The organism is Terrabacter sp. NPDC000476 (assembly GCF_040300125.1).
Lineage (GTDB): Bacteria > Actinomycetota > Actinomycetes > Actinomycetales > Dermatophilaceae > Terrabacter.
Window position 1 is genome coordinate 1951839 of the sequence record NZ_JBEPDF010000001.1, and the last position, 21765, is coordinate 1973603.

Below are 21765 nucleotides of genomic sequence, written 5' to 3' on the forward strand. Positions count from 1 at the left end.
GTCAGGCCGATCCGAGCAGGCTGGGGATGCGCGCGAACAGGTCGTTGGTGAAGGTGATCATCTCGGCGATCATCCAGTGGCCGCTGACGGCGAGCGCGATGACGACCGCGACGGCCTTGGGCACGAACGACAGCGTCACCTCCTGCAGCTGGGTGATCGACTGCACGAGCGAGATGGCGAGGCCGACGACGAGCGCGGTGACGAGCACCGGGGCCGACAGCTTGGCCGCGGTCGTCAGGGCCTGGAGACCGATGTCGAGGACGGCGGACGGGTTCATGTCACGCTCCCCGCGTAGCTCTGCACGAGGGAGGTGATGATGAGGCCCCACCCGTCGACGAGCACGAAGAGCAGCACCTTGAAGGGCAGCGACACCATGACCGGCGGCAGCATCATCATGCCCATCGACATGAGCGCCGAGGAGACGACGAGGTCGATGACGAGGAACGGGATGAAGATGACGAAGCCGATGATGAAGGCCGCGCGCAGCTCCGAGATCATGAATGCCGGCACGAGCGTCTGCAGCGGCGTCGCCTCCGGGGTCGCCGGGTTGGCGATGCCCGCAGCCCGGGTCATCAGCGCGATGTCCTCCTCGCGGGTGTGCGCGAGCATGAAGGTCGACAGCGGCTTCGCACCGGCCGTGAGCGCACCGCCGAAGTCGAGCTGCCCGTTCAGGTAGGGCTGCACGGCCAGCTCGTTCACGTGCGAGAGCACCGGCCACATGATGAAGATCGAGAGGAAGAGCGTCAGGCCCGCGAGCACCTGGTTCGGCGGCACGGAGGCGAGGCCGAGGGCGTTGCGGGTCATCGAGAGCACCACGAAGATCTTCGTGAACGAGGTCATCATGAGCAGCAGCGCGGGGGCCACCGACAGCAGCGTGATCCCGAGCAGCGTGACGACCGACGACGACGGGCCGTTGTCGGGCGAGTTGATCTCGAGGTTGATGACGCCCTTGCCGTCGCCCGGCGAGGGCGGCGTCGGCGCGGCCGGCAGGGCCGAGGCGAGGCCGGCGGCGTGACCCGCCGAGGCCGAGACGACCATCACGACGGCGGCGGCGAGCACGGCGAGCGCGAGGAGCACGAGGAGGCGGCGGCCGCGGCCGGGGCGCGGGGCCGGGCGGGTGGCCGGGCGGGTGGCCGGGCGGGTGGCGACCGTCGCGAGGAGGCCGGTCACGAGCGTCGACCGGCGCGGATCGCGTCGGCGGCGAGGCGCCACGTGGCCGGCTCCAGGATCGAGCCGGTGCCCCTCGGGGCTGCGCCGGCCGAGGGTGCGAGCCCGGCGCGCTGACGCGCGAGCTCGGCCTGGAAGGAGGCCTGACGCACCTCGCGGCGCGTCGGCAGGGGCGTCGGCAGCGGGGTCGGCAGCGGGGTCGGCAGCGGGGTCGGCAGCGGGGCCGGCCGGGGGTCCGTGGTGTCGTCGTCGAGCCCGACGAGGGCGTCGGCGGTCGGGTCGACGGGTGCGTCGGTCGTCGGGTCGACCGGGGCGTCGGTCGACGCGTCGACGGGCCACCCGAGGAACGACCCGACCGGCGACTGCACGGGCGACGGCACGGGCTCGGGGACGGCCGGGGCCTCACCCGTGTGCAGCACCGAGATGCCGTGCTCGGTCACGCCGAGCATGAAGCGCTTGCCGTCGGTGTCGACGAGCACGACCGACGCCTTCTGGCCCACGGACTGACGGGCCACGACGCTGAGGGCCTTGGCCCGGGTCGCCGCACCACCGGTGCGCACCTTGCGCTGCACCAGCCACATGAGTCCGAAGACCGCGACGAGCGAGACGACGACGCGAGCCGCCAGCAGGAGGGTGTCCATTCAGGGCCGGGCCTCGGCGGCGTCGAGGATCCGGGAGATGCGCACGCCGTAGTCCTGGTCGACGACGACGACCTCGCCGATGGCGATGCGGCGACCGTTGAGGAGCACGTCGACGGGCGCGCCGGCCGAGCGGTCGAGCTCAACGACGGTGCCCGGCTCCATCGACAGCGCCTCGCGCACGCTCATGCGGGTGCGGCCGATCTCGACGGTGAGGGCCATCTCGACGTCCTGGATGCGGCGGAGGCGACCGTCGTAGGCGCTGCCGTGGTCGGCGAAGGAGGTGATCGGGGCGGCCGCGCCGACCCGGACGGCGAGCCACCCGAAGGGCGCCGCGCCGTCGGAGATCTCGAAGACCGAGGTCTCGCCGTCGGCGCTCGCCACCCCGCCGACGAAGAGGCCGGCCGGGTCGCCCTCGACGAGCTCGGAGAGCACGCCGTCGCCGAGCGTCAGCGCGGCGCGCTCGAACGCGGGGCGCAGCACGGCCGTCGTCGGCGCGCCCGGACCGCCGCCGGCCTCGGCCACGAAGCCGGGGTCGAGCACGATGAGCGAGAGGTCGGCGGGCGCCGGGCCGACGAGCGAGGCGGACACGACGACCGCGCCCAGCACCTCGGCGCGGGCGGCGGCAGCCGTCTCGGGGGCGACCTGGCCGAGCACCCGGAGGCCGGGGACGGGCAGGGAGGCGGCGAGGTGCTCGGCGGCGGGGGCTGCGGTGCTCACGGGTGGTTCTCCTGGAGGGGGTGGAGGGCGGCATACGGGCTGGGGGCCCCGGTCGACCCGAAGGGCGAGGGGGCGGCGTGGGGGGCGTCGGGCTCGGCGGCCAGCACCGAGACGATGCGGGCGGCGACGCGCGAGCCGGTGCGCACGACCATCGCGCGGGCGAGGTCCTCGCCGCCGACCGTGACGAGGAACGGCTCGCGCGAGTGGTGCGGGAGGGCGAGCGTGTCACCCACGGCGAGACCGAGCACCTGCTCGGGCGTCACGGTGACGGGCGCGAGCGAGACGGCGACCTCGACGGGCACGTGGGCGACCTGCTGGCGGGCGAGATCGGCGGCGTCGTGCGTGCTCGCGACGGGGTTGACCGCCCCGAGCTGCGGCAGGAGCGTGTCGGCCGGGATGGCGAAGGTGACGGCCGAGGTCGTCTCCCCCACCTGCAGGCCGCACGTGACGACGACCATGAGGTCGGAGGTCGCGGCGGCCTGGGCGAACTGCGAGTTGTACTGGATCGACTCGACGCGCGGCTCCTGCGTCAGGAGCGGGCCGAGCGAGTAGGCGAGCACCTCGAGGGCCTCCTCGACGAGCGCCTTGACGAGGGCGTGCTCGATCGGGGTGAGCTTGCGCTCGAGTCCGGCCTTGTCGGAGTTGCCCCCGAGCATCCGGGCCACCCAGCCGAGGGCGGCGGGCGTCGGGAACTGCACGACCATCTTGGCGGGGGTGTCGCCGAGCACGCAGCGGACCATGCAGGTGACCGTCGGCAGCGAGGCGACGTACTCGTCGTAGGTCGCGACGATGACCGACTCGGTCGTCGCCGTCGACTTCGTGCGCACCTTGGCCGTGAGCTGGGTGCCCCACTGCCGCGCGAACGAGTCGAAGGCGGCTTCGAGGATGCGGCTGTGCTCCCGCGCCAGCGTGGTCGGGCGGCGGAAGTCATACGGTTCGACGGGGGGCGCGTCGACCTCGAGCAGAGTCACGCACCCCTCTATCGGCAGGCGCGGCGACATGGTAAGGACGCCACGCCGGGGTGTCCGGCTGCGGGTGTCGGGCGGGTCTCAGGACGACCTGGCCTGCGCCTTCAGCACCCCCGGGATGAGCGCACGCACCCGTTCCGACTGGTTCGAGAGCACGACGATGTCGACCCGGCGGTTCTGGCGGTAGTCGGCGGCGCTCGTGCCCTTGCGCGCGGGCCGCGAGGAGCCGTAGCCCGTGGCGCCGACCCGCGCCCCCGGCAGGCCGCCCTGCTCGACCATGAAGCGTGCCACCTTGGTGGCCCGCTCGGCCGAGAGCTCCCAGACGGACGGGAAGGCGGTGATGAGGTTGGCCGCGTGGCCCTCGACCGACACCTGCAGCTCGGTGCCCGCGATGACGGGCGTGATGGCGCGCATGATCTTGTAGGCCCGCGCGGTGAGGGTGACGCTGTCGGGACTGAAGAAGGTCTGCGAGCCGACGAGGCGCACGGTGAGGCCGCGCTGGTCGATGTGGAACTGGACGTCCTTCTGCAGGCCCTCGGCCGCGAGCCGCTTGCCCATCTTCTCGGCCAGGCCGCTGAACTTCTTGACGTCCTTGGTGGCCATGGCGAGGTCGCCGAAGCCCTCCTTGTCCTTGCTCGCCGCCGACGGCGGCACGACGGTGCCCGTCGCGGTGTCGATCTTCGCGCTGACGGTCGTGCCGAAGCCGGTCGCGAGCGAGTTGCGCAGCTTCTCGAAGCGGTTCTTGTCGACGGTCGACATCGCGTAGAGCACGACGAAGAGGCAGAAGAGGACGGTGATCATGTCCATGTAGGACACGGCCCACCGCTCGTCGACGTGGAACCCCTCCGGCGCCTTGCGGGTCCGGCGCCGCCGGCTCATGCCGCGGCCTGCTCGGCGTCCGAGCCCTTGGACTTGCCCTTGTCCTTGCCGCCCTTGTCCTTGCCGCCGCCGGTGTCGCCCACCATGGCACGCAGGCGGTCGGCGAGCAGCAGCGGCTGGGCGCCGCCCTGGACCGCGAGGACGCCCTCCATGACGAGGGTCATCGACTCGACCTCGAGCTCGCTGAGCCGGGCGATGCGCGCCGAGATGGGCAGCCAGATGAAGTTCGCCGAGAGCAGTCCCCACAGGGTGGCGACGAAGGCGCTGGCGATCATCGGACCGAGCTCGTCGGGGGACGAGAGGTTCTCGAGCACGTGCGTCAGCGACACGACGGTGCCGATGATGCCGATGGTCGGGGCGTAGCCGCCCAGGGAGGCGAAGAACTTCGAGTCGGCGTGGTCGGCCCGCGCCTTGGAGGCGATCTGGTCCTCCATGAGGATCCGCAGCTCCTCGGCGTCGGTGCCGTCGGCGACGTTCTGGAGCGCGCCGGAGAGGAACGCGTCCTTGCTGTCGCTCGCCTCGGCCTCGAGCGCGAGCAGGCCCTCGGCGCGGGCCTTCTCGGCGAGGGAGATGATCTTCTCGATGCTGTCCTGCGGCTTGGGGGGCTTGCCGAGGAAGGCGCGGGGCACCGCCTTGAACGCCTTGAGGGTGTCCTTGATGGTGTTGCCGGCGAGGCCCACCGCGATGGTGGCGCCGAAGACGAGGATCATCGGCGGCGGGAGCAGCAGCGAGCCGATGTGCGAGCCCTCGAGCGTCACGATGGCGACGACCGAGCCGAACGCGAGCACGAGCCCGATGATGAGTGAGGGATCCATCGCTGCTCCTTATCGCTCGGTGGGCCGCAGGGGCGTGGGTGACGGTGACGGTGACGGTGAAGGAGAGGGTGACGGGACGACGCTCAGCTGGCGCAGCTCGCCGGGCACGACGTGCTGGGCGGTGGCGATGACGAGGGCACGGAAGTCGGCGATGAGGGCGATGACCTCGGGCAGCCCCTCGCGCACGACGTAGGTGGCTCCCCCGACCATGACGAGCGTCGTGTCGGGGTTCTCCTGGATGCGTTCGATGAGGTCGGGGTTCACGGCGAAGCGCGACCCGTTGAGGCGGGTGACGGCGATCATGGGGTCGTTCCTGTCGGGGGGCGGGGCTGCTGCGTGCCTCCGCCCCCCTCTATCGGCAGGGACGCGTGCGGCATTAGGTTCAGCGCTTGAGGTCGACGAGCTCCTGCAGCACCTGGTCGGAGGTCGTGATGATGCGGGCGTTGGCCTGGAAGCCGCGCTGGGCCACGATGAGGTTCGTGAACTCCTGGGACAGGTCGACGTTGCTCATCTCGAGCGCGCCGCCCACCAGCGTGCCGAAGCCGGCGTCGCCGGCGGCGCCGATCTGCGGGTTGCCGGAGTTCGCGGTCGGCGCGAACGAGGAGCCGCCGACCTTCTCGAGGCCCGAGGGGTTCGTGAACTGCGCGAGCGCGACCCGGCCGACGGCCTGGCGCACGCCGTTGCTGAACGAGCCGACGAGCGAGCCGTCGGTGCCGACGCTGAACGCCTCGAGGCTGCCCGCCTTGTAGCCGTCCTGGCCCTTGGCGACCACGGTGCTGCTGCCGGCGTAGCCGGTGACCGTGCTGAGGTCGACGGCGATGCCACCGACGGTGACGGAGCCGCCGCCCGTCTGCTGGCCGTTCGCGAAGGTCAGCGCGCCCGCGCCGGTCGCGCCCGAGGCGTCGGCCGCGGAGACGTTCCAGCCGCCCGCGGTCCGCGTGAACGACAGCGCGAGCGAGCGGGCGTTGCCGGCGGCGTCGAAGACCTGGATGTCGCGCTTCAGCGTCGTCCCGGTCGCGGCGTCCGAGGGCAGGTTGCCGGCCACGTCGACGGTGGTCGTCGCCCGGGCCGGGATCATCGTCGTCGGGGAGAGCAGCAGGTCGCCCATCTGGCCCCCGGTGTTGACCTGGCCGGTCGCGTCGGCGCTCCAGCCCTGCAGGACGCCGCCGTCGGGGCCGACGAGGTGGCCGTTCGCGTCGAGGCCGAAGGCGCCGGCGCGGGTGTAGTTCTGCTGGCCGCCGCGGTTCGTGACGAAGAAGCCGTCGCCCGAGATCATCATGTCGGTGGCCTTGCCGGTGCTCTGCGCGGAGCCCTGGGTGAAGTTCGTCGTGACGCTGGCGATGCGCACGCCGAGGCCGACCTGGGCCGGGTTCGTGCCGCCGGTGGCGGCCTGCGGGCCGGTGGCGCCCTGCGTCATCTGCGAGAGGGTGTCCTGGAACTGCGTCGTCGAGCCCTTGAAGCCGGTCGTGTTGACGTTGGCGATGTTGTTGCCGGTGACGTCGAGCATCGTCTGGTGGGCGCGCAGGCCCGAGATGCCGGAGTAGAGCGAGCGGAGCATGGTTGGCTGCCTTTCTTGGCGGTCAGAACGTGGTGTGGGTGCGTGTCGTCGTGCGGGTGAGGTGCAGGTCGTATGCGGGCGGCGCGGGCTGCGGTCGACGCCGGGGTGGCGTTGGGGTGGCGATGGGGGCGGCGCCGGCGCAGGTCGCGGACGCCGGCTCAGCCGCCGGTCACGGTGGTGATGGTGTCGATCGGGACCGAGACCGAGCCGATGGTCACGGTCGGGGTCGCGCCGGCGTAGGAGACGCCGGAGACGGCTCCCGTCGCGGTGGCGCCGTCGGCGCCGAGGTAGCTGACGGTGCGGCCCAGCAGGGCAGCGGCGGCCGCGCGCTGCTGCGTCTGCAGCCCGTGCGCGGAGTCGGTCGCGAGCTGGGTCAGCTTCTCCATCATCGCCAGCTGCGTCGACTGCCCGATCATGGCGTTGGTGTCCATGGGAGAGCTGGGGTCCTGGTTCTTCAGCTGCGTGACGAGCAGGCTCATGAACACCTCGGAGTCCATCTCCTGCTTCGGGGTGCGGGTGGGCGCCGTCGACGTCATGCTCGACGCGCCGACGGCGCCGACGGCGCCGACGGAGCTGACGGGTCCGGACGGGATCGCGGTCATGGGGTCTTCCTTCGGGTCAGACGAGGACGTCGAGGCGGGTGGTGGACGGCAGGTGCGCAGCGGTGCCGAGCCGATGTCGGGGCGGGTCGTCGTGCGACGCCGGGCGGGCGTGGGCCGGCGCCCCGCTCCCCCGGCCACCTGTGCCCAGGTCGCCACCGCCCTGGCGGCCCGAGACGTCGGGCTGGGGTGCGCCGTGGTCGGAGAGGTCGAGGCTCGCCCCGAGGCCGGTGCCGGCGAGGTCGCGCCGCAGGTCGCCGAGCACGGCGTGCACGGCCGCGCGTCCTGCCTCGGTCGGGCAGAACAGCTCGATCCGGATGCCGTCGGTCCCGATGTGCGCGCGGACCGTCACCGACCCGAGGTGCTCCGGGGTCACCTTGAGGGTCAGCACGTGCTCGCCGGCGCCGGCGGCGGCGATGGCGAGCACGGGACGGGAGAGCTGCTCGGCGACCGGTCGTGCGGTCGAACCCGCCGTGGGTGCCTGACCGACGGCCCCGGCGGCGGCCGTCGCCGGCGGGGTGGCGACGGTCGGCACGCCGACGGGGGTGGTGGCGCCGAGAGCGAGGGTGCCGTCGCCGGCCGGCGCGCCGCCCACCGGCGGGGTGGCGGGCGCCGAGGTGTCGGCCGACGTCGCGGCGGCGTCGAAGCCGGTTACGACGACGGGTGCGGTCGCGACCGCGGCCGCTCCCCCTCGCCCGGCCGCGCGCGCACCGGCGACGGCCGTGAGCGGGCCTCGGTTCGCGTCCGCCAGGGCGGACGCCGGCCCGGGGGTCGGCGGGATCGTCTCTGCAACAGGGGAACCCGGCTGGGAGCTGCCCTTCTCGCCACCAGCCCCCGACCCGGCGCCGGCATCCGCGTCGACGTCCGCATCGGCGGCGGTCGCGGCGGGAGCAGCGGCGGGGTCGGCGGTGGCCGACGCACTCGTCGTCGTGCTCGTCGTCGTGGTCGTCGTCGTGGTCGTCGTCGGAGCCGCGCCGATGGCGCCGCCGGTGGACGTGGCCGTCGGGGCAGGCATCGGTGCAGGGGTGGTGGCTGAGGCTGCTGCGGCGGTGCCCGCAAGCGCGGCCGTGGCAGCGGCAGCCGCGGTGGCAGCCTGCGCCGCAGCGGTCGGCTGCGCGACGGGCGCGCCGGCCGTCAGGTCGAGAGGCGTCGGGTCGAGGGGCGTCGTACTCGGCGCAGACGTCTCCACGCCGTCGGCGGTGGTCGCGTCCGCGGGGGTCTTCGGGTCGGTGGGGGTCTTCGAGTCGGTGGAGGTCCTCGAGTCGGTGGAGGTCGCCGCGCCCGTGGAGGTCGTCGCGTCGGGTCGGGCCGTCGCCACGGTGGACGGGCTCGACGCCGCCGCGCCGACGGGCTCGCCGCTGCGGGTGGACCCGTCGCGAGCCGGTGCGGCCGCGGACGCAGGAGCGCCCTCCGACGCGTGGGCACCCCTGGCCGACGCGGGCGGTGCGCCGTCGCGAGCCGGCTTGGACGGGGTCAGTGCGGTGGCGAGGGCGCGACCGAAGGCGTCGTCGCCGGCGGCGGCGGTGCCGCGGCCCGGAGCTGCGGACGGAGCAGCACCGGCAGCGCGGCCGGTCACGGCGGGGCCGAGGGAGCCCGAGGCCGTCATCGAGGGGGTCATCAGGACGCGCTCCTGCCGAGCTCCGAGACGATCTGGCGGGCGGTGTGCTCCCACTTGGCGTAGGCGTGGGGGAACGCCGAGCGCTGGACGGCTTGGTCGGCGGCGGCCACCGACATGCTCTGCCAGCCCGGCACCTTGGTGAGCCGGTCGAGGAACATCCGCGTCGAGGCGCGCGGGTCCATGGCCTCGGCCACGGTGCCCCACGAGAAGTGGTTGCCGTGCACCTGCTGCTGGAAGAGGCCGACGGAGTAGCCGTCGGTGCCGCGGGCCGAGGCGTCGGGAGCCAGCTCGCGCGAGCCGGGGACCTTGGGGTTCCAGTACATCCGGAGCGAGCTCTCCTGCAGGGCCGTCGAGATGGCGTTGACCGCCGCCTGCGCCGGCAGGCCCTTGGCGCGTACCTCGTCGACGATGATCTGGGCGTAGCGGCGCTGGCTCGCGTCGAGCTTGGCCGTGGCCGGGCCTGCCGCCGCGGTGGCCCCGGCGGCGGAGACCGCAGCCGCGGCCGAGGCACCACCCTCGGGCACGATGCGCCGGATCGCGTAGAGGTTCGAGCGCATCTCCCAGGCGTCGCGCACCTGGATCGTCTTGCCGGGCATCGGCGCGTCGATGGCCTTGCCCTCGCCGAGGTAGATGGCGATGTGCTTGCCGCCGTGGCTGATCAGCAGGTCGCCGGCCTTGGCCTGCGCCATCGACGCGACCGGGGTGCCGTGCTTCATCTGCTGCGAGACGACGCGGGGCAGGTCGATGCCGACGTCACCGAAGACGCGCTGCACGAACCCCGAGCAGTCCATGCCCTTGCGCGGGTCGGTGCCGCCCCACACGTAGGGCACGCCGACGTACTTCTTCGCGGCGGCGGCGATGTCGGACCCGCTGACGCCGGTGGAGCCCGACGTCGCGCCGCCGAGGGCGGCAGCCGCCCCCGTGGCCCCGGTCGCACCCATCGCACCGGTTCCACCGGTCGCGCCGGTTCCACCGGTCGCGCCGGCACCGAGGGTCGCCGCGAGGGTGTCGGCGAACGCGGTCGCGCCCGCTCCGGTGCCCGTGCCGGAGGCCGATCCCTGGGCGGTGGCGGCGACGGACGCGGCGCGCGCGGTCGCCGGCGCCTGGAAGCTGGCGAGGGTGCTCTGGATCTGCTGGATCCGACCCATCGACTCGGTGAACGTCATGCGTCGGCCCCCCGCAGCGCGGCCCGCACCCGGGCCGTGGAGCCGAGCTCGTCGAGCACGACCTGCTCGGCGGCGAGCTCGGCGGTGTGCCGGGCCGCGACGTGCTTCGCCTCGAGCTTCTCGAGACCGAGGGTCTTGGCGCGCGCGGTGGCGAATCCCCTCTCGGCCCAGGTGCGCTCGTCCGAAGCGGTCACCGTCAGCACGTGCAGCTCGGCGAGCATGGCGCTCGAGGCCGCGCGGGCGGCGGCGATCGCCTGGAGCTCGGCGATGGTGTCGACCTCGGCCTTGATGGCGTCGGCATCGGCGATCGCGCGGTCGGTGCGGGCCACGAGCGCCGCGTGGCGGGCCGTGGCCGCGCCGTAGACGGCAGCGGCCTGGTCCTCTTCGAGGCGGCGCAGCCGGAGCAGGCCGGCGAGGGAGAAGGACGTGGTCATCGCAGACCTCCCAGGGTCGTCGACAGGTCGGTGAGGGTGGCCCAGGCCTGCTCGGCGGGCGTCTGGTCCTCGAGGCGCTGGGTGAGGAAGGCCTCGATGCGGTCGGAGTGGTCGAGCGCGGCGTCGACGAGGGGGTTGGCGCCACGGGTGTAGGCGCCGACGTCGATGAGGTCCTGCGCGGACGTGCGGGCCGCGAGCACGCGGCGCAGCGCGGTCGCGGCTGCGGTCCGCTCGCGCGGGTTGACCTTGGTCGCGACGCGCGAGATGGAGCCGAGCACGTCGATCGGCGGGTAGTGACCCATGACGGCGAGCTTGCGGTCGAGCACGACGTGGCCGTCGAGGATCGACCGGGCCGCGTCGGCGACGGGCTCGTTGTGGTCGTCGCCGTCGACGAGGACGGTGTAGATGCCGGTGACGGAGCCGGTGCGGGCGGTGCCGGCGCGCTCGAGCAGCCGCGCGAGCAGGGCGAACGCCGACGGCGGGTAGCCCCGGGTGGCGGGCGGCTCGCCCGCCGAGAGCCCGGTCTCGCGCTGCGCCATGGCGACTCGCGTCAGCGAGTCCATCATCAGCAGGGCGTGCGCCCCCGCGGCGCGGAACGACTCGGCGATGCTCGTGGCCGTCTCGGCGGCCCGGAGCCGCATGAGGGCGGGCTCGTCGGAGGTGGCGACGACGACGACCGAGCGGGCCATGCCCTCCGGTCCGAGGTCGTCCTCGAGGAACTCGCGCACCTCGCGGCCACGCTCCCCCACGAGGGCGATGACGCTGATCTCGGCCTCCGTGCCGCGGGCGACCATCGACAGCAGCGACGACTTGCCGACACCCGAGCCGGCGAAGAGGCCGATGCGCTGACCGCGACCGAGGGTGACGAGGGTGTCGAGGGCGCGCACGCCGGTGGCGAGCGGCGTGTCGATGCGGGCGCGCTCCATGGGCGAGGGCGCACGGTCGTCCGCCGGCGCCCGGTCGGCCACGAGCGGTCCGCGGCCGTCGATGGGCCGGCCCAGGCCGTCGAGCACGCGACCCAGCAGACCTGCGCCCGTCGGCACGCCCGCAGCGGCGCGCACCGCACGCACCGGCTGGCCGACGCGCAGCCCGGCCAGCGGCCCGAACGGCATGCACGTCAGCGTCCCTCTGGCGGAGGCGACCACCTCGGCACGGGTGGGGGCCACCGTGTCCGAGGCGATGTCGATGTGGTCCCCGACGGCGCACGGCAGGCCGGCGACCTCGAGGGCGAGCCCGCGCACGGCGGTGACGGCACCGATGCGCTCGGGCGCGGCAGCGGCCACGGCCTGCGCGAGGCCTCTCACGACCGGTCCTCGAGGAGCGCGGTGCGCGCCCGGTCGAGCGCGGAGCCGATGCGGGCGTCGAGCTCGCCGTCCGGGTAGACGGCGACCGCGTCGCCGCGGCCCAGGCTCGGGTCGGGCACCACGGTCACGGCGGACACGGCGGCCAGGCCGGACGGCTGCCCGTTGGAGGCGACGACGAGGGCGTCCTCCGGGTGCATCCGCACGGTGACGACGCCGGCGTGGTCCGGCGCCGAGAGGGCGCGGGCGAGCGCGGCGCAGGCCGCATCGGGTGCGTCCGAGAGCTCGCGGACGAGGATGGCCTCGGCGAGGTCGACGGCGGCCGCGACGAGGTGCGCGTCGGCGTCGGCCAGCACCGGGGCGGTGCGGGCCATGAGGTGCTGCGCCGCTGCCTCGAGCGCCGCGACGGCGCGCTCCGTGCGAGCCCGGGCGGCCGCGACGACGGCGTCGTGCTCGGCTCGACGCTGCTCGTCCTGGGCCACCGCCTCGGCGGCCGCGCGGGCCAGGCCGGCCGCGTAGCCGGCGGCGTGCCCTCGCGCGTAGCCGGCGGGGTCGCCGGTCGCGTCGAGGCTCGGGAAGACGACCGCCTCGGCCGCGCGGCGGTCCGTCGGAGCCGGGGCCACGGCGGGCGCCGCGGGGGCGGCAGGCGCAGCAGGCACGGCAGGCACGGCAGGCACGGCGGGCACGGCGGGCCGGGTCGGAGCGGTCGCCGGGGCGGACGTGTCCCGCGCGTCGTGCAGGTCGGTGACGAGGGGCCACGTGACCCGGTGCACGGCAGGACCGGCCGGCGCGTGCGACCGGGGCGCGAGCGAGGTGTCAGTAGACAAGGTCGTCCTCCTCGCCGCGGCGCAGGGTGATCGTCCCGGCCTCCTCGAGGTCGCGGATCGAGCGCACGATCTCGGCGCGGGCCTCCTCGACCTCCGAGGCACGCACCGGCCCGAGGGCGGCGGTCTCGGAGTCGAGGATCTCGCGGATGCGGTCGGAGATGTTGCTCGTGATGGCCTCGTGCACCGCGGGCGGCGCGCCCTTGAGGGCGCGTGCGAGCACGGCTGCGTCGAGGCCGCGGAGCACGAGCTGCACGTCCTTGCGCTCGAGCTTGACGATGTCGACGAAGGTGAGCATCTTGCCGCGCACCTCGTCGGCCAGGGCGGGGTCGAGCGCGGCCAGGCCGTCGAGCACCGCGCGCTCGGTCGCCGCGTCGGAGCGGTTGATGATGTCGACGAGCGGCTGGATGCCACCGACGGCCCGCTGGGGGCGCGGGCCGGACGACACCGACGAGCCGGTGCGGGCGCGCAGGTTGTCGGCGACGACGCGCACGGCCTCGGGCGTGGCCGGGCCCATCGTCGCGAGGGCGAGCGCGACGTCGGCCGCACGGACCGGGCCAAGCCCGGCGATGACGTGGGAGGCCTGCTCGGGGCGCAGGTGGGCGAGCACGAGGGCGATGGTCTCGGGCAGCTCGCCGTCGAGGAGGGTCACGAGCTGGGCCGGGTCGACCGTCTCGAGGAACTCGTACGACTTGCCGGCCATCGTCGAGGTGAGCCGGTCCATGACGCCCGCGGCCCGGTTCGCCCCGAAGGAGGACTCGAGCAGCCCGGCGGCGAAGTCGCGCCCGCCGATCGTCGTGCGGCGTCCCGAGACGGCGATCTCGTGGAACTCCGCGATGACGTCCTCGGACAGGTCGGAGTCGACGCGGCTGAGCCGCACGATCTCCGCCGCGACGTCCTCGGCCTCGGCGTCGCTGAAGTGGCTCATGACCTTGGCGGCCGCGTCGGGGCTCATCTGCATGAGCACGATGGCGACCTTCTGGGTGCCCGTCAGGTGCGTCGTCGGGGCCGAGGTCGTGGTGAGCGTCATACCGGCTGCCGCTCGTCCATCAGGCCGCGGAGCAGCTCGGCGGTCTTCTGCGGCTCGGTCGAGCCGAGCCGGTTGACCTGGGCGCGGCGGCGCTCGGCGTCGAGGGCGTCCTCGCTCGGGTCGGGCAGGGCCGGCACGGCCGTGAGGTCGGGCAGGACCGGCGTCGCCGGCACGGTCAGCGTCGGGCCGCCCTCGATGGCGACGGTGTCCTCGTCGGGCATCAGCTCGCCGTCGAGCTCGACGGGCTCGCGCACCGCGCGGCGGCGCGAACGCATCCAGAGGAAGGCCACGAGGCCGACGACGAGCAGGGCGGCGCCGGCCCAGATGAGGGTCGTCGTGGTGCGGGCGCTCGCCTCGGCGGCGGCCTCGGCCTGCTGGGCGGCGAGGGCGGCCTTGGCCTGGTCGGCGGACGCCGTGCTGAAGGGCATGACCTGCATGGAGAGCACGTCGCCGCGCTTCGTGTCGATGCCGGCGGCAGCCGAGACGAGGTCGGTGAGGTTCTGGATGTTCACGGCACGGGCCGCGGTCTGGTTGACGGCGACCGAGACCGACTGGCGCTGCAGCGCGCCCGCCGGGATGGTGCGCTCCTCGATCGTCTTGTTGACGGCGTTGTCGCGCGTGTCCTTCGTCGAGTCGTAGGTGCCGGTACCGGTGCCGCCCGCGCCGCCGGGCACGGCGATGTTGTCCGGCCCGAGCACCCCCGAGGCGCCGGAGGCGCCGTTGCCGGTGTACTTCTCCGTCGTCGTCGACTGGCTGAGCGGGGCGACGCCCTTGGCGCTGTTGTAGGTCTCGGACTTCTGCTGCGCCGAGCGGGGGTCGACCTGCGGCGTGACGGCGACGGTCGCGTTGCCCGGGCCGAGCACCCGGTCGAGCACGGCCTGGACCGAGGACTCGGTGCGCTGCTGGTACTCCGTCGCCTGCTTGGCGCCGGTGCCGCTCGTGCCCACGCCGACGGCCGACAGGACGGCGCCCTGGGCGTCGACGACGGTGACGTTGGCGGGCGCGAGGTCGGGCACGGCGGCCGAGGTGAGGTGAACGATGGCCTCGACGCGGTCGGTGGGCAGCGTCTGGCCGGGCAGCGTCTGGACGAAGACGGATGCCGTCGGCTTGCCCTGCTGGGCGGTGAAGACGGTCTTCTCCGGGATCGCGAGCTGCACGGTCGCGGCTTGCACGCCCTCGAGGTGGCTGATCGTCGTGGCGAGCTCGCCCTCGATGGCGCGCTTGTAGGTGACGTTCTGCTGGAACTCGGAGGTGGTGACGCCCATCTTGTCGAGGAGCGAGTAGCCCGAGGCGGGCGCCGCGGGCAGGCCCGCCGAGGCGGCCTTGAGGCGCTCGTCGTAGACCTTCTCCTGGGGCACGAGCACCGTCGAGCCGCCGTCGGCGAGCTGGTAGGGCACGTTGTCCTTGCCGAGCTGCTGCACGACGGCGCTCGCGTCGGCGCTCGCCAGCCCGGTGAAGAGCGGGGCGTAGCTGGGCTGCGTGGCCCACGTCGTGAGCGCGACGCCGCCGAGCGCGAGCAGCGCGAGGCCGATGGCGGCCACCGTGCGCTGGCCGACGGTGAATCCCTTGAGGGTGGTGCCGAACCGCGAGGCGGCCGACGTCAGGAACGGGGGCATCAGGCCTGCATCCTCATGATCTCGTTGAAGGCCTCGACGCCCTTGTTCCGCACGGTGGCGGCGAGCTCGAGGGTCACCTGGGCGCGGGAGGCCGCGATGGTGGCGGTGTGGATGTCGTCGAGGCTGCCGGTGACGGCCTGGACGGAGAGCTGGTTCGAGGTCGACTGCAGCTGCTGGAGGTTGTCGACGGCGCCCGCGAGGCTGGCCGCGAAGCCGCCGCCGCCGGTGCCGGCCGCCGACACGGCGGACGTCGGGGCGTAGGCGCCGACGGGACCCAGCGGACCGATGGGTGCGATGCTCATGACGACCTGCCGATCTGCAGGGCGGCCTCGTAGATCGTCTTGGCGCGGTCGACGACCTGGGCGTTCGCCTGGTAGCCGCGCTGGGCCATGATGAGCGAGCCCATCTGCTCGTTGAGGTCGATCTCCGGGTAGCGCACGTAGCCCTCGGCGTCGGCGAGGGGGTGGCCGGGCTCGTAGACGAGGCGGCCGGTGGCGTCGCCCTCACGCATGGCGGAGACGTAGACGCCCGACGTGCCGGGGCCGGCCTGCGCCTCGATGTAGCGCGCCTGGAAGGCCGGGCCGCTCGTCGCGGTGGCCGTGTTGACGTTGGCGAGGTTGTCGGCGACGGCGTCGAGCCACTTGCGGTGCACCGTCAGCGAGCTGCCCGCGATCCCGATCGCGTCGAAGGTCATGACGTCCTCATCGCGGTGCGCAGGGCCGAGAACTTGCCGTTGAGCGCCTGGCTCGCGAACTGGAACCGCAGCACGGTGTCGATGTTGGAGAGCGTCTCGGTGTCGAGGTTGACGTTGTTGCCGTTCGTCCGCGTGGGCTCCTCGGAGATCGAAGTCGTTGCGGAGACGGCGCCGTCACCGGAGCGCACGGAGGCGGCGAGGGCGTCCTCGAACTGCACCCGCTGGGCGTGGTAGCCCGGGGTGTTGACGTTGGCGATGTTGTCCGCGATGGCGCGCTGACGCTGGGAGAGCCCGTTGAGGGCACTGGTCAGGGCGGCGGACGTCACGGAATCGAGCACACTTCTCCTGCATGACTCGCAAGGTGGGTGGCCGATCCGTGGCCTGACGCGGTGAGCAATCCGTGCTCGACCGGGACTATCGGCAGGGCGGTGGGATGCGTTAGCCCTGGGCGTCGACGAAGACCGGGGCCGGTGCGGGTGCGGCCGGCACGGCGTCGAGGACCGTGAGGTGGCGGGCGGCCCGACGGCGGGCCTGCTCGAGGCGCCGGGCCAGCTCGACCTGCGCGGCGGCCAGGTCGTGGGCCCGCGCCGCGAGCTCGGGGGGCAGCGGGCCGAGGCCCGTCGGCGGCAGCCAGGCGTCGGGGACGGGGCGCAGCGCACCCGCGTCGCCGGTGGGGACCTCGACGTCGAGCGCGTGCTGGGCGCCGGCGAGGTCGCCCTCGAGCTGGTCCAGCACGGCCTCCCAGGTCTCAGCCAAGAGCCGGCCCGCCGACCCCGACGGGAACGGCACCGTCGCGCGAGTGCTCGGCCGCGGCGTACCAGGCCTCCTGGAGCGGGGTGAGCAGCGTGATGGCCTCGCGGGTGCGGGCGACGTCGCGGTGGATGTTGGCGTTGACGAGGGCCATCCGGACGTACTCGTAGAGCGCGCGGAGGTTGTCGGCCCCGTCCCAGACGCCCGGCTTCAGGGTCGCCGAGAGCTCGACGATGATGTCCTGGGCGTGGATGAGCTGGTTGCTCGCGGCCTGCCAGTCGGCGATCTCCTGCGCGGCCTGCGCGCGGTGGAGGTCGAGCAGGAGCCGGTCGTAGAGCATGGTCAGGAGGCGGGCCGGGCTGGCGGAGAGCACCGCGTCGCGGGCGTACTGCTGGCGGGCGAAGGTCGCACTGGTCACCGTGGTGTCCTTTACTTCGAGTTCGAGTTCGACGAGATGGTCGGCAGTCCGGCGATCTGGCTCGTGAGCCAGGTCTGCTGGGACTTGAGGGTGCCGAGGGCGGTGTCCATCGCGTTGTAGATGGCGAGCAGCGCCGTGCGGCGGTCGGCGAGGCGCTGGTCCCAGCCGGCGACCCGCGTGCTGAGGTCGTTGACGATGGACTGGCGCCCCGCGATGAGCTGGGTGATCGACCCGCTGGCAGGGGCCGAGGCGTTCGTGGCGGCGGTGCCGACCCGGCTCGAGATCTCCTCGAGCGCGGCGCGGGTGCCGGCGCCGTCGGCCGCGAGCGCGGCGGAGAGCTTGGCCTGGTCGAAGCTGAAGGTGCCGTCGCGCTGGATGACGATGCCGATCTCCGAGGGCGAGCGACCGTTGGCCGTGGGCCGGTAGACGGCGTCGGTGATCGCCGACGCGACCGAGCGCATCGTCGAGTCCCCCGTGAGCGAGCCGCCCGAGGCGCTGGACGTCCCCGAGGAGGACGTGGTGGTCTTGACGCTGGCGTTGGCCGCGATGGCCCCGAGCACGTCGTTGACCGAGCTCACGAGGTCGCTGGCCTGCTTCGAGATGGCGGTCGCGTCGCTCGCGACGGTGATCGTCGCCGACGTGCCCACCGAGGCGGGCGTCGTCGTGACGCTGACCCCGGGCAGCAGGTCGGTGAAGGTGTTCGTCGACGACGACACCACCTGCTCGGCGGCCGTGCCGGCATACAGCGTCACCTGCGCGTCCTGGGCGGTCGAGACGACGGCCGAGCCGGCGCGCGACATGAGGTCGGTCGCCGTCCCCGCCGTCACGTCCGCCGCGGAGCCCTCGTATGCCGTGAAGGCACCCTTCGCGCCGGATTGGGCGGCGGTCAGCTGGAGGCGGTAGAGCGGGGTGCCGGAGCCGTCGGTGCCGGCGCTCACCTTGAGCGCGCGCACCGGTCCGCCGGAGGCGTTGACCGCCGAGACGACGTCGTCGAGCGACGTGCTCGCCGGGGCGACCTCGGTCGTGGCGCCGGTGCTGTCGACGAACGTCAGCCTGGCGGCGTTGCCCGACCCGTCGGTCGGCCAGGCGCTCATCGCGCCCGTGACGTCGAGCTGGGTCCGCGCCACCCGCGTCACCGTGAGGTCGAGGGAGCCGGGGCTCGCGGCGCTGGTCGCCGTGGCCGTGACGGTCTGGACGCTCGACGTGGCGGTCAGCAGGTTGGCGGCGCTCGGCTGGCCCGCCTTGGTGGCGAGCGTGGCGAGCGCGGCGGCCTTGGTGTTGATGCCGCGGAGCACGCCCATCAGCTGCTCCTGCGCGCTCTGCGTCGACTTCAGCTGCTGCTGCGGCAGCGCCTCGACGGCCATGAGCGAGTTGACGATCGAGGTGATGTCGAGCCCGCTGCCGAGCCCGTTGACCGAGACTGCCACGACCGCTCCTTGCGTGAGTCCGGGGCCCGGAACCGACGCCGGGCGTGCGTGAGGAGCCCTGCCGGCGGCCGGGTGCGAGGCACCCGGCCGCCGTCAGCGCACCGGTGAGGGCTCAGCCGAGGAGCTTGAGGATGCCCTGGCCGGACTGGTTCGCCTGCGCGAGCATCGCCGTGCCGGCCTGCGAGAGGATGTTCGCCTTGGTGTAGTTGACCATCTCCTGCGCCATGTCGGTGTCGGTGATGTGCGACTGCGACGCGGCGAGGTTCTGGGCGGACACGTTGGCGATCGTCATCGCGTGGCTGATGCGGTTCTGCACGGCACCGAGGTTGGCGCGGTCGGTCGAGACCTTGGTGATGGCGGCGTCGATCGCGGCGATCGTCGTCTGGGCCTTGGTCTTGTCCGTCACGTCGAACCCGGCACCGACGGCAGCGCCGTCGGTCGACGCCAGGGTGCCGACCGAGGTGGCGACGTCGGCGAGCGCCACGTCGATCGTGTCGTTCGCCGTGCTGCCGGCGCCGACCTGGAACGTCTTCGTCCCGCCCTTGAGCAGGTCGATGCTGTTGAAGTTGGTGCCGTTCGTGATGCGGTAGAGCTCCTTGGAGAGGTCGCCCGCCTCCTTGGCGATCGCCGTGCGCGAGGTCGTGTTGTTCGAGTCGTTGGCGCCCTGGACCGCGAGGTCACGCATGCGCTGGAGGATCGAGTGGACCTCGCCCAGGCCGCCGTCGGCGGTCTGGATCATGTTGATGCCGTCCTGCGCGTTGCGGGCGGCGACACCGTAGCCGTTGACCTGCGCACGCAGGCCCTCGGAGACCGTGAGGCCGGCAGCGTCGTCCGCGCCGGAGTTGATGCGGAGGCCGCTGGAGAGCTTGGACATCGAGCTCGCCATGTTGGCCGAGGTGCGGCTCAGGTTCTGGTAGGCCTGCATAGCCGAAAGGTTGGTGTTGACGGTGAGAGCCATCGGAGTTCCTCCATGAATTGAATGGGTGGTGCAAGGCCCGTCCGTGGGCCTTCAGCTGCCCCTATCGGCAGGGGCTCGGGATGCGTTAAGTGCCGGTGGGAGAATTCTTTTTCCGGACCCGGCACCCACTGCGTGCTTAAGCGCCTCCCACCCCTGCCGATAGTCCAGACTGCAGGTGCGAAGACGCGCACCGTTACGTGACGTCGCTGGATGGGAGAGGGCTCGAGTGGATTCCGGAGCTCGATGGGGTGCTGACGACGGCGGGCGGACCACGGTCCACGACCTGTCGGCGCACCTGTGGCGTGAGCGCGAGCTCCTCGACCTGCTGACCTTCAAGCTCGAGGAGGAGCAGCTGCTCCTCTCCGCGGGCCGGGCACGCTGGCTCTCCCACGCCACGCGGGAGGTCGAGCAGGTGCTCGAGCGCCTCCGCATCGCCGGCCTGGAGCGGGCCACCGCGGCCGCCGCCGTGGCGCACGACTGGGGCCTGCCGCCCGACGCGACGCTGCGCGACCTCGCGGCCGGCGCGACCGACGGGCCCTGGGCCGAGCTGCTCTCGGCGCACCTGACGGCCATGACCGACCAGGCAGCCGCCATCCGGCAGCTGCGCGACGCGAACGCCCAGTTCCTGCGCGCCGCCTCGCGCTCGACGCAGGAGACGCTGGCCACCACGGACCCCACGCCCACGACCTACGACGCCCACGGACGGTCCGCCTCCTCGGGGGACGCCCACCTGTTCGACCACTCGTTCTGACCGGAAAGGCACGATGAGCACCTTCGGCGCCCTCAACACCGCCTACCGCGGGCTGTCCGCGGCCCAGCAGGCGATGGACCTCGCCGGGCACAACGTCGCCAACGCCGGCACCGCGGGCTACACGCGCCAGCGCATCGAGCAGTCGTCCATCGGCGCCCCCGCCCCGATGGGTCTCGGCACCACGGGCGTGCAGGTCGGCCAGGGTGTCTCGGTCGACCGCATCGCCCGCCTCGGCAACGCCCTGCTCGACGCGTCGGTGCGCACGACGGCCTCCTCGGCCGGCTACACCGGCGCCCGGGCCGCGGCCTTCGACCGCATCGAGGCCAACCTCAGGGAGCCCGGCGCGTCCGGGCTGTCGGCGCAGCTGCAGGCGTTCTTCGCCGGCTGGCAGGACGTCGCCAACCGTCCCGGCGAGGCCGGCGCGACGAGCGCCCTCCTGCGGTCGGCCGGCCAGCTCGCGTCGACGCTCTCGGCGGGGCGCACCGCCCTCGAGGCGCAGTGGAGCGACACGGCCGGCGACGCGCAGCAGATGGTCGCCTCGCTCAACGACGCCGCCGCTCAGGTCGCCGCCCTCAACACCGACATCCGCTCGACGATCGCGCGTGGCGGCTCCGCGAACGAGATGATCGACGCGCGGGCCCGGCTCACCGAGACGATCTCCACCATCTCCGGGGCGAGCGTGCGCGACGAGCCCGACGGCACCGTGACCGTCTACCTCGGCGGCAACGCCCTCGTCCGCGGGGACCAGGCCCGCGGCGTGCAGCTCGAGGGCGTCACGAGCATGGCGGCGGGCACCACCCCCCGCCTCTCCTGGGCCGACCGCCCCGACCTCGAGGTCGGCCTCGACGGCGGCACGCTCGCCGGCACGCTCTCGGTGCTCGCCCCCGCGGACGCGAGCGGCACCGGCGGCCCCATCGCCGAGGCGGCCGCCTCGTACGACGCGGTCGCGACGACCCTCGCGACCTCCGTCAACGCGGTGCACCGCACCGGGCAGACCTCGACCGGCGCGACCGGGGTCGACTTCTTCCGCCTCGACCCCACGCTGCCGCCCGCCCGGGCCCTGACGGTCGTGCCCACCTCGGCAGCGGGCGTCGCGAACGCCGCGGCCGGCGCCGGTCCGCTCGACGGCTCGAACGCCGACGCCATGGCGCAGCTGGCCCGCCGCACCGACTCGGCGGGGGCGCGGTGGTCGGCCTTCGTGACCGCGACCGGCAGCGCGAGCCGCGCCGCCACGCAGCAGGCCGGCATCGCCGAGACCTCGGCCTCCGGCGCGAAGTCGGCGCAGGCCTCGGGGGCCTCCGTCAGCCTCGACGAGGAGAGCGTGAGCCTCGTCGCCGCCCAGCACGCCTACCAGGCGGCCGCCCGGGTGCTCTCGGCCATCGACGAGGCCCTCGACACCCTCATCAACCGCACCGGATCCGTAGGACGCTGATC

The 21765-nt window shown here is 73.6% G+C and carries 26 protein-coding genes; 2 read left to right on the plus strand and 24 right to left on the minus strand.

Translation table 11 applies throughout. From position 1 onward, the window contains the following. Nucleotide 1: 1 nt before the first annotated feature. The 24 genes from fliQ to ABT295_RS09245 all read right to left on the minus strand — a co-directional run bounded on the left by fliQ (nt 2) and on the right by ABT295_RS09245 (nt 19580). Nucleotides 2-277, minus strand: a complete 276-nt coding sequence (fliQ, locus tag ABT295_RS09130; protein ID WP_345507179.1) for a flagellar biosynthesis protein FliQ — start codon at nt 275-277, stop codon at nt 2-4. Beyond that, on the minus strand, nt 274-1077 hold the full coding sequence (fliP, locus tag ABT295_RS09135) for a flagellar type III secretion system pore protein FliP (protein ID WP_502991136.1): 804 nt from the start codon (nt 1075-1077) through the stop codon (nt 274-276). The genes fliQ and fliP overlap by 4 nt, the downstream gene beginning before the upstream one ends. An 89-nt stretch (nt 1078-1166) precedes the next feature. Then, nucleotides 1167-1808: a flagellar biosynthetic protein FliO gene (fliO, locus tag ABT295_RS09140; RefSeq protein WP_352394044.1), complete on the minus strand. Its 642-nt coding sequence runs from the start codon at nt 1806-1808 to the stop codon at nt 1167-1169. Beyond that, nucleotides 1809-2525: a flagellar motor switch protein FliN gene (gene fliN / locus ABT295_RS09145; protein WP_352394045.1), complete on the minus strand. Its 717-nt coding sequence runs from the start codon at nt 2523-2525 to the stop codon at nt 1809-1811. After that, complete coding sequence (locus tag ABT295_RS09150) at nt 2522-3496, minus strand: flagellar motor switch protein FliM (RefSeq protein ID WP_352394046.1); 975 nt, start codon at nt 3494-3496, stop codon at nt 2522-2524. Before ABT295_RS09150 ends, fliN begins: the two co-directional genes overlap by 4 nt. Nucleotides 3497-3574: 78 nt before the next feature. Continuing rightward, entirely contained in the window at nt 3575-4372 is a 798-nt protein-coding gene (locus tag ABT295_RS09155) for an OmpA/MotB family protein (RefSeq protein ID WP_352394047.1), read from the minus strand. Continuing rightward, nucleotides 4369-5187: a motility protein A gene (locus tag ABT295_RS09160; protein WP_352394048.1), complete on the minus strand. Its 819-nt coding sequence runs from the start codon at nt 5185-5187 to the stop codon at nt 4369-4371. Before ABT295_RS09160 ends, ABT295_RS09155 begins: the two co-directional genes overlap by 4 nt. A gap of 9 nt (nt 5188-5196) precedes the next feature. Next, nucleotides 5197-5490 carry a flagellar FlbD family protein gene (locus tag ABT295_RS09165; protein WP_352394049.1) on the minus strand — a complete coding sequence of 98 codons (294 nt, stop codon included), beginning with the start codon at nt 5488-5490 and terminating at the stop codon, nt 5197-5199. A gap of 79 nt (nt 5491-5569) precedes the next feature. Then, a complete protein-coding gene (locus ABT295_RS09170; RefSeq protein WP_352394050.1) occupies nt 5570-6745 on the minus strand; it encodes a flagellar hook protein FlgE in 1176 nt (391 codons plus the stop codon). A gap of 158 nt (nt 6746-6903) precedes the next feature. Next, nucleotides 6904-7347 (minus strand): flagellar hook assembly protein FlgD, encoded by a 444-nt coding sequence (locus ABT295_RS09175; protein WP_352394051.1) that lies wholly within the window; start codon nt 7345-7347, stop codon nt 6904-6906. Between the two features lie 16 nt (nt 7348-7363). Continuing rightward, nucleotides 7364-8962 (minus strand): flagellar hook-length control protein FliK, encoded by a 1599-nt coding sequence (locus ABT295_RS09180; protein ID WP_352394052.1) that lies wholly within the window; start codon nt 8960-8962, stop codon nt 7364-7366. Next, nucleotides 8962-10128: a C40 family peptidase gene (locus ABT295_RS09185; RefSeq protein ID WP_352394053.1), complete on the minus strand. Its 1167-nt coding sequence runs from the start codon at nt 10126-10128 to the stop codon at nt 8962-8964. The genes ABT295_RS09180 and ABT295_RS09185 overlap by 1 nt, the downstream gene beginning before the upstream one ends. Further along, nucleotides 10125-10562, minus strand: coding sequence for a flagellar export protein FliJ (locus ABT295_RS09190; RefSeq protein ID WP_352394054.1), 438 nt, complete (start codon nt 10560-10562; stop codon nt 10125-10127). Before ABT295_RS09190 ends, ABT295_RS09185 begins: the two co-directional genes overlap by 4 nt. Next, nucleotides 10559-11866, minus strand: a complete 1308-nt coding sequence (locus ABT295_RS09195) for a FliI/YscN family ATPase (protein ID WP_352394055.1) — start codon at nt 11864-11866, stop codon at nt 10559-10561. The genes ABT295_RS09190 and ABT295_RS09195 overlap by 4 nt, the downstream gene beginning before the upstream one ends. Continuing rightward, nucleotides 11863-12690, minus strand: a complete 828-nt coding sequence (locus tag ABT295_RS09200) for a FliH/SctL family protein (RefSeq protein WP_352394056.1) — start codon at nt 12688-12690, stop codon at nt 11863-11865. Before ABT295_RS09200 ends, ABT295_RS09195 begins: the two co-directional genes overlap by 4 nt. Next, nucleotides 12680-13717, minus strand: coding sequence for a flagellar motor switch protein FliG (gene fliG, locus ABT295_RS09205; protein ID WP_352394057.1), 1038 nt, complete (start codon nt 13715-13717; stop codon nt 12680-12682). Before fliG ends, ABT295_RS09200 begins: the two co-directional genes overlap by 11 nt. Continuing rightward, nucleotides 13714-15333: a flagellar basal-body MS-ring/collar protein FliF gene (fliF, locus tag ABT295_RS09210; RefSeq protein WP_352394058.1), complete on the minus strand. Its 1620-nt coding sequence runs from the start codon at nt 15331-15333 to the stop codon at nt 13714-13716. The genes fliG and fliF overlap by 4 nt, the downstream gene beginning before the upstream one ends. Beyond that, entirely contained in the window at nt 15333-15635 is a 303-nt protein-coding gene (fliE, locus tag ABT295_RS09215) for a flagellar hook-basal body complex protein FliE (protein ID WP_352394059.1), read from the minus strand. The genes fliF and fliE overlap by 1 nt, the downstream gene beginning before the upstream one ends. Next, complete coding sequence (locus ABT295_RS09220; RefSeq protein WP_352394060.1) at nt 15632-16027, minus strand: flagellar basal body rod protein FlgC; 396 nt, start codon at nt 16025-16027, stop codon at nt 15632-15634. The genes fliE and ABT295_RS09220 overlap by 4 nt, the downstream gene beginning before the upstream one ends. Further along, complete coding sequence (locus tag ABT295_RS09225) at nt 16024-16365, minus strand: flagellar basal body rod protein FlgB (protein ID WP_352394061.1); 342 nt, start codon at nt 16363-16365, stop codon at nt 16024-16026. Before ABT295_RS09225 ends, ABT295_RS09220 begins: the two co-directional genes overlap by 4 nt. Before the next feature lie 100 nt (nt 16366-16465). Continuing rightward, nucleotides 16466-16783 (minus strand): hypothetical protein, encoded by a 318-nt coding sequence (locus ABT295_RS09230; RefSeq protein ID WP_352394062.1) that lies wholly within the window; start codon nt 16781-16783, stop codon nt 16466-16468. After that, a complete protein-coding gene (gene fliS, locus ABT295_RS09235) occupies nt 16776-17195 on the minus strand; it encodes a flagellar export chaperone FliS (protein WP_352394063.1) in 420 nt (139 codons plus the stop codon). The genes ABT295_RS09230 and fliS overlap by 8 nt, the downstream gene beginning before the upstream one ends. A gap of 11 nt (nt 17196-17206) precedes the next feature. Next, nucleotides 17207-18622: a flagellar filament capping protein FliD gene (gene fliD / locus ABT295_RS09240; protein WP_352394064.1), complete on the minus strand. Its 1416-nt coding sequence runs from the start codon at nt 18620-18622 to the stop codon at nt 17207-17209. A gap of 112 nt (nt 18623-18734) precedes the next feature. Next, nucleotides 18735-19580 (minus strand): flagellin N-terminal helical domain-containing protein, encoded by an 846-nt coding sequence (locus tag ABT295_RS09245; protein WP_352394065.1) that lies wholly within the window; start codon nt 19578-19580, stop codon nt 18735-18737. Nucleotides 19581-19806: 226 nt separating this feature from the next. Between ABT295_RS09245 and ABT295_RS09250 the strand changes: the two genes are divergently transcribed. Both ABT295_RS09250 and flgK read left to right on the plus strand, forming a co-directional pair. Continuing rightward, on the plus strand, nt 19807-20331 hold the full coding sequence (locus ABT295_RS09250) for a flagellar protein FlgN (RefSeq protein WP_352394066.1): 525 nt from the start codon (nt 19807-19809) through the stop codon (nt 20329-20331). A gap of 13 nt (nt 20332-20344) precedes the next feature. Beyond that, the gene (flgK, locus tag ABT295_RS09255) at nt 20345-21763 is read left to right on the plus strand and encodes a flagellar hook-associated protein FlgK (RefSeq protein ID WP_352394067.1); all 1419 of its coding nucleotides are present in this window, start codon (nt 20345-20347) and stop codon (nt 21761-21763) included. Nucleotides 21764-21765: the final 2 nt, after the last annotated feature.

Excerpts from the sequence above, each read along its gene's own strand:
- fliQ (WP_345507179.1), bottom strand. The coding sequence starts at position 277 with ATGAACCCGTCCGCCGTCCTCGACATCGGTCTCCAGGCCCTGACGACC.
- fliO (WP_352394044.1), bottom strand. The coding sequence starts at position 1,808 with ATGGACACCCTCCTGCTGGCGGCTCGCGTCGTCGTCTCGCTCGTCGCG.
- ABT295_RS09155 (WP_352394047.1), bottom strand. The coding sequence starts at position 4,372 with ATGAGCCGGCGGCGCCGGACCCGCAAGGCGCCGGAGGGGTTCCACGTC.
- ABT295_RS09160 (WP_352394048.1), bottom strand. The coding sequence starts at position 5,187 with ATGGATCCCTCACTCATCATCGGGCTCGTGCTCGCGTTCGGCTCGGTC.
- ABT295_RS09165 (WP_352394049.1), bottom strand. The coding sequence starts at position 5,490 with ATGATCGCCGTCACCCGCCTCAACGGGTCGCGCTTCGCCGTGAACCCC.
- ABT295_RS09170 (WP_352394050.1), bottom strand. The coding sequence starts at position 6,745 with ATGCTCCGCTCGCTCTACTCCGGCATCTCGGGCCTGCGCGCCCACCAG.
- ABT295_RS09175 (WP_352394051.1), bottom strand. The coding sequence starts at position 7,347 with ATGACCGCGATCCCGTCCGGACCCGTCAGCTCCGTCGGCGCCGTCGGC.
- ABT295_RS09180 (WP_352394052.1), bottom strand. The coding sequence starts at position 8,962 with ATGACCCCCTCGATGACGGCCTCGGGCTCCCTCGGCCCCGCCGTGACC.
- ABT295_RS09185 (WP_352394053.1), bottom strand. The coding sequence starts at position 10,128 with ATGACGTTCACCGAGTCGATGGGTCGGATCCAGCAGATCCAGAGCACC.
- ABT295_RS09190 (WP_352394054.1), bottom strand. The coding sequence starts at position 10,562 with ATGACCACGTCCTTCTCCCTCGCCGGCCTGCTCCGGCTGCGCCGCCTC.
- fliG (WP_352394057.1), bottom strand. The coding sequence starts at position 13,717 with ATGACGCTCACCACGACCTCGGCCCCGACGACGCACCTGACGGGCACC.
- fliF (WP_352394058.1), bottom strand. The coding sequence starts at position 15,333 with ATGCCCCCGTTCCTGACGTCGGCCGCCTCGCGGTTCGGCACCACCCTC.
- fliE (WP_352394059.1), bottom strand. The coding sequence starts at position 15,635 with ATGAGCATCGCACCCATCGGTCCGCTGGGTCCCGTCGGCGCCTACGCC.
- ABT295_RS09220 (WP_352394060.1), bottom strand. The coding sequence starts at position 16,027 with ATGACCTTCGACGCGATCGGGATCGCGGGCAGCTCGCTGACGGTGCAC.
- ABT295_RS09245 (WP_352394065.1), bottom strand. The coding sequence starts at position 19,580 with ATGGCTCTCACCGTCAACACCAACCTTTCGGCTATGCAGGCCTACCAG.
- flgK (WP_352394067.1), top strand. The coding sequence starts at position 20,345 with ATGAGCACCTTCGGCGCCCTCAACACCGCCTACCGCGGGCTGTCCGCG.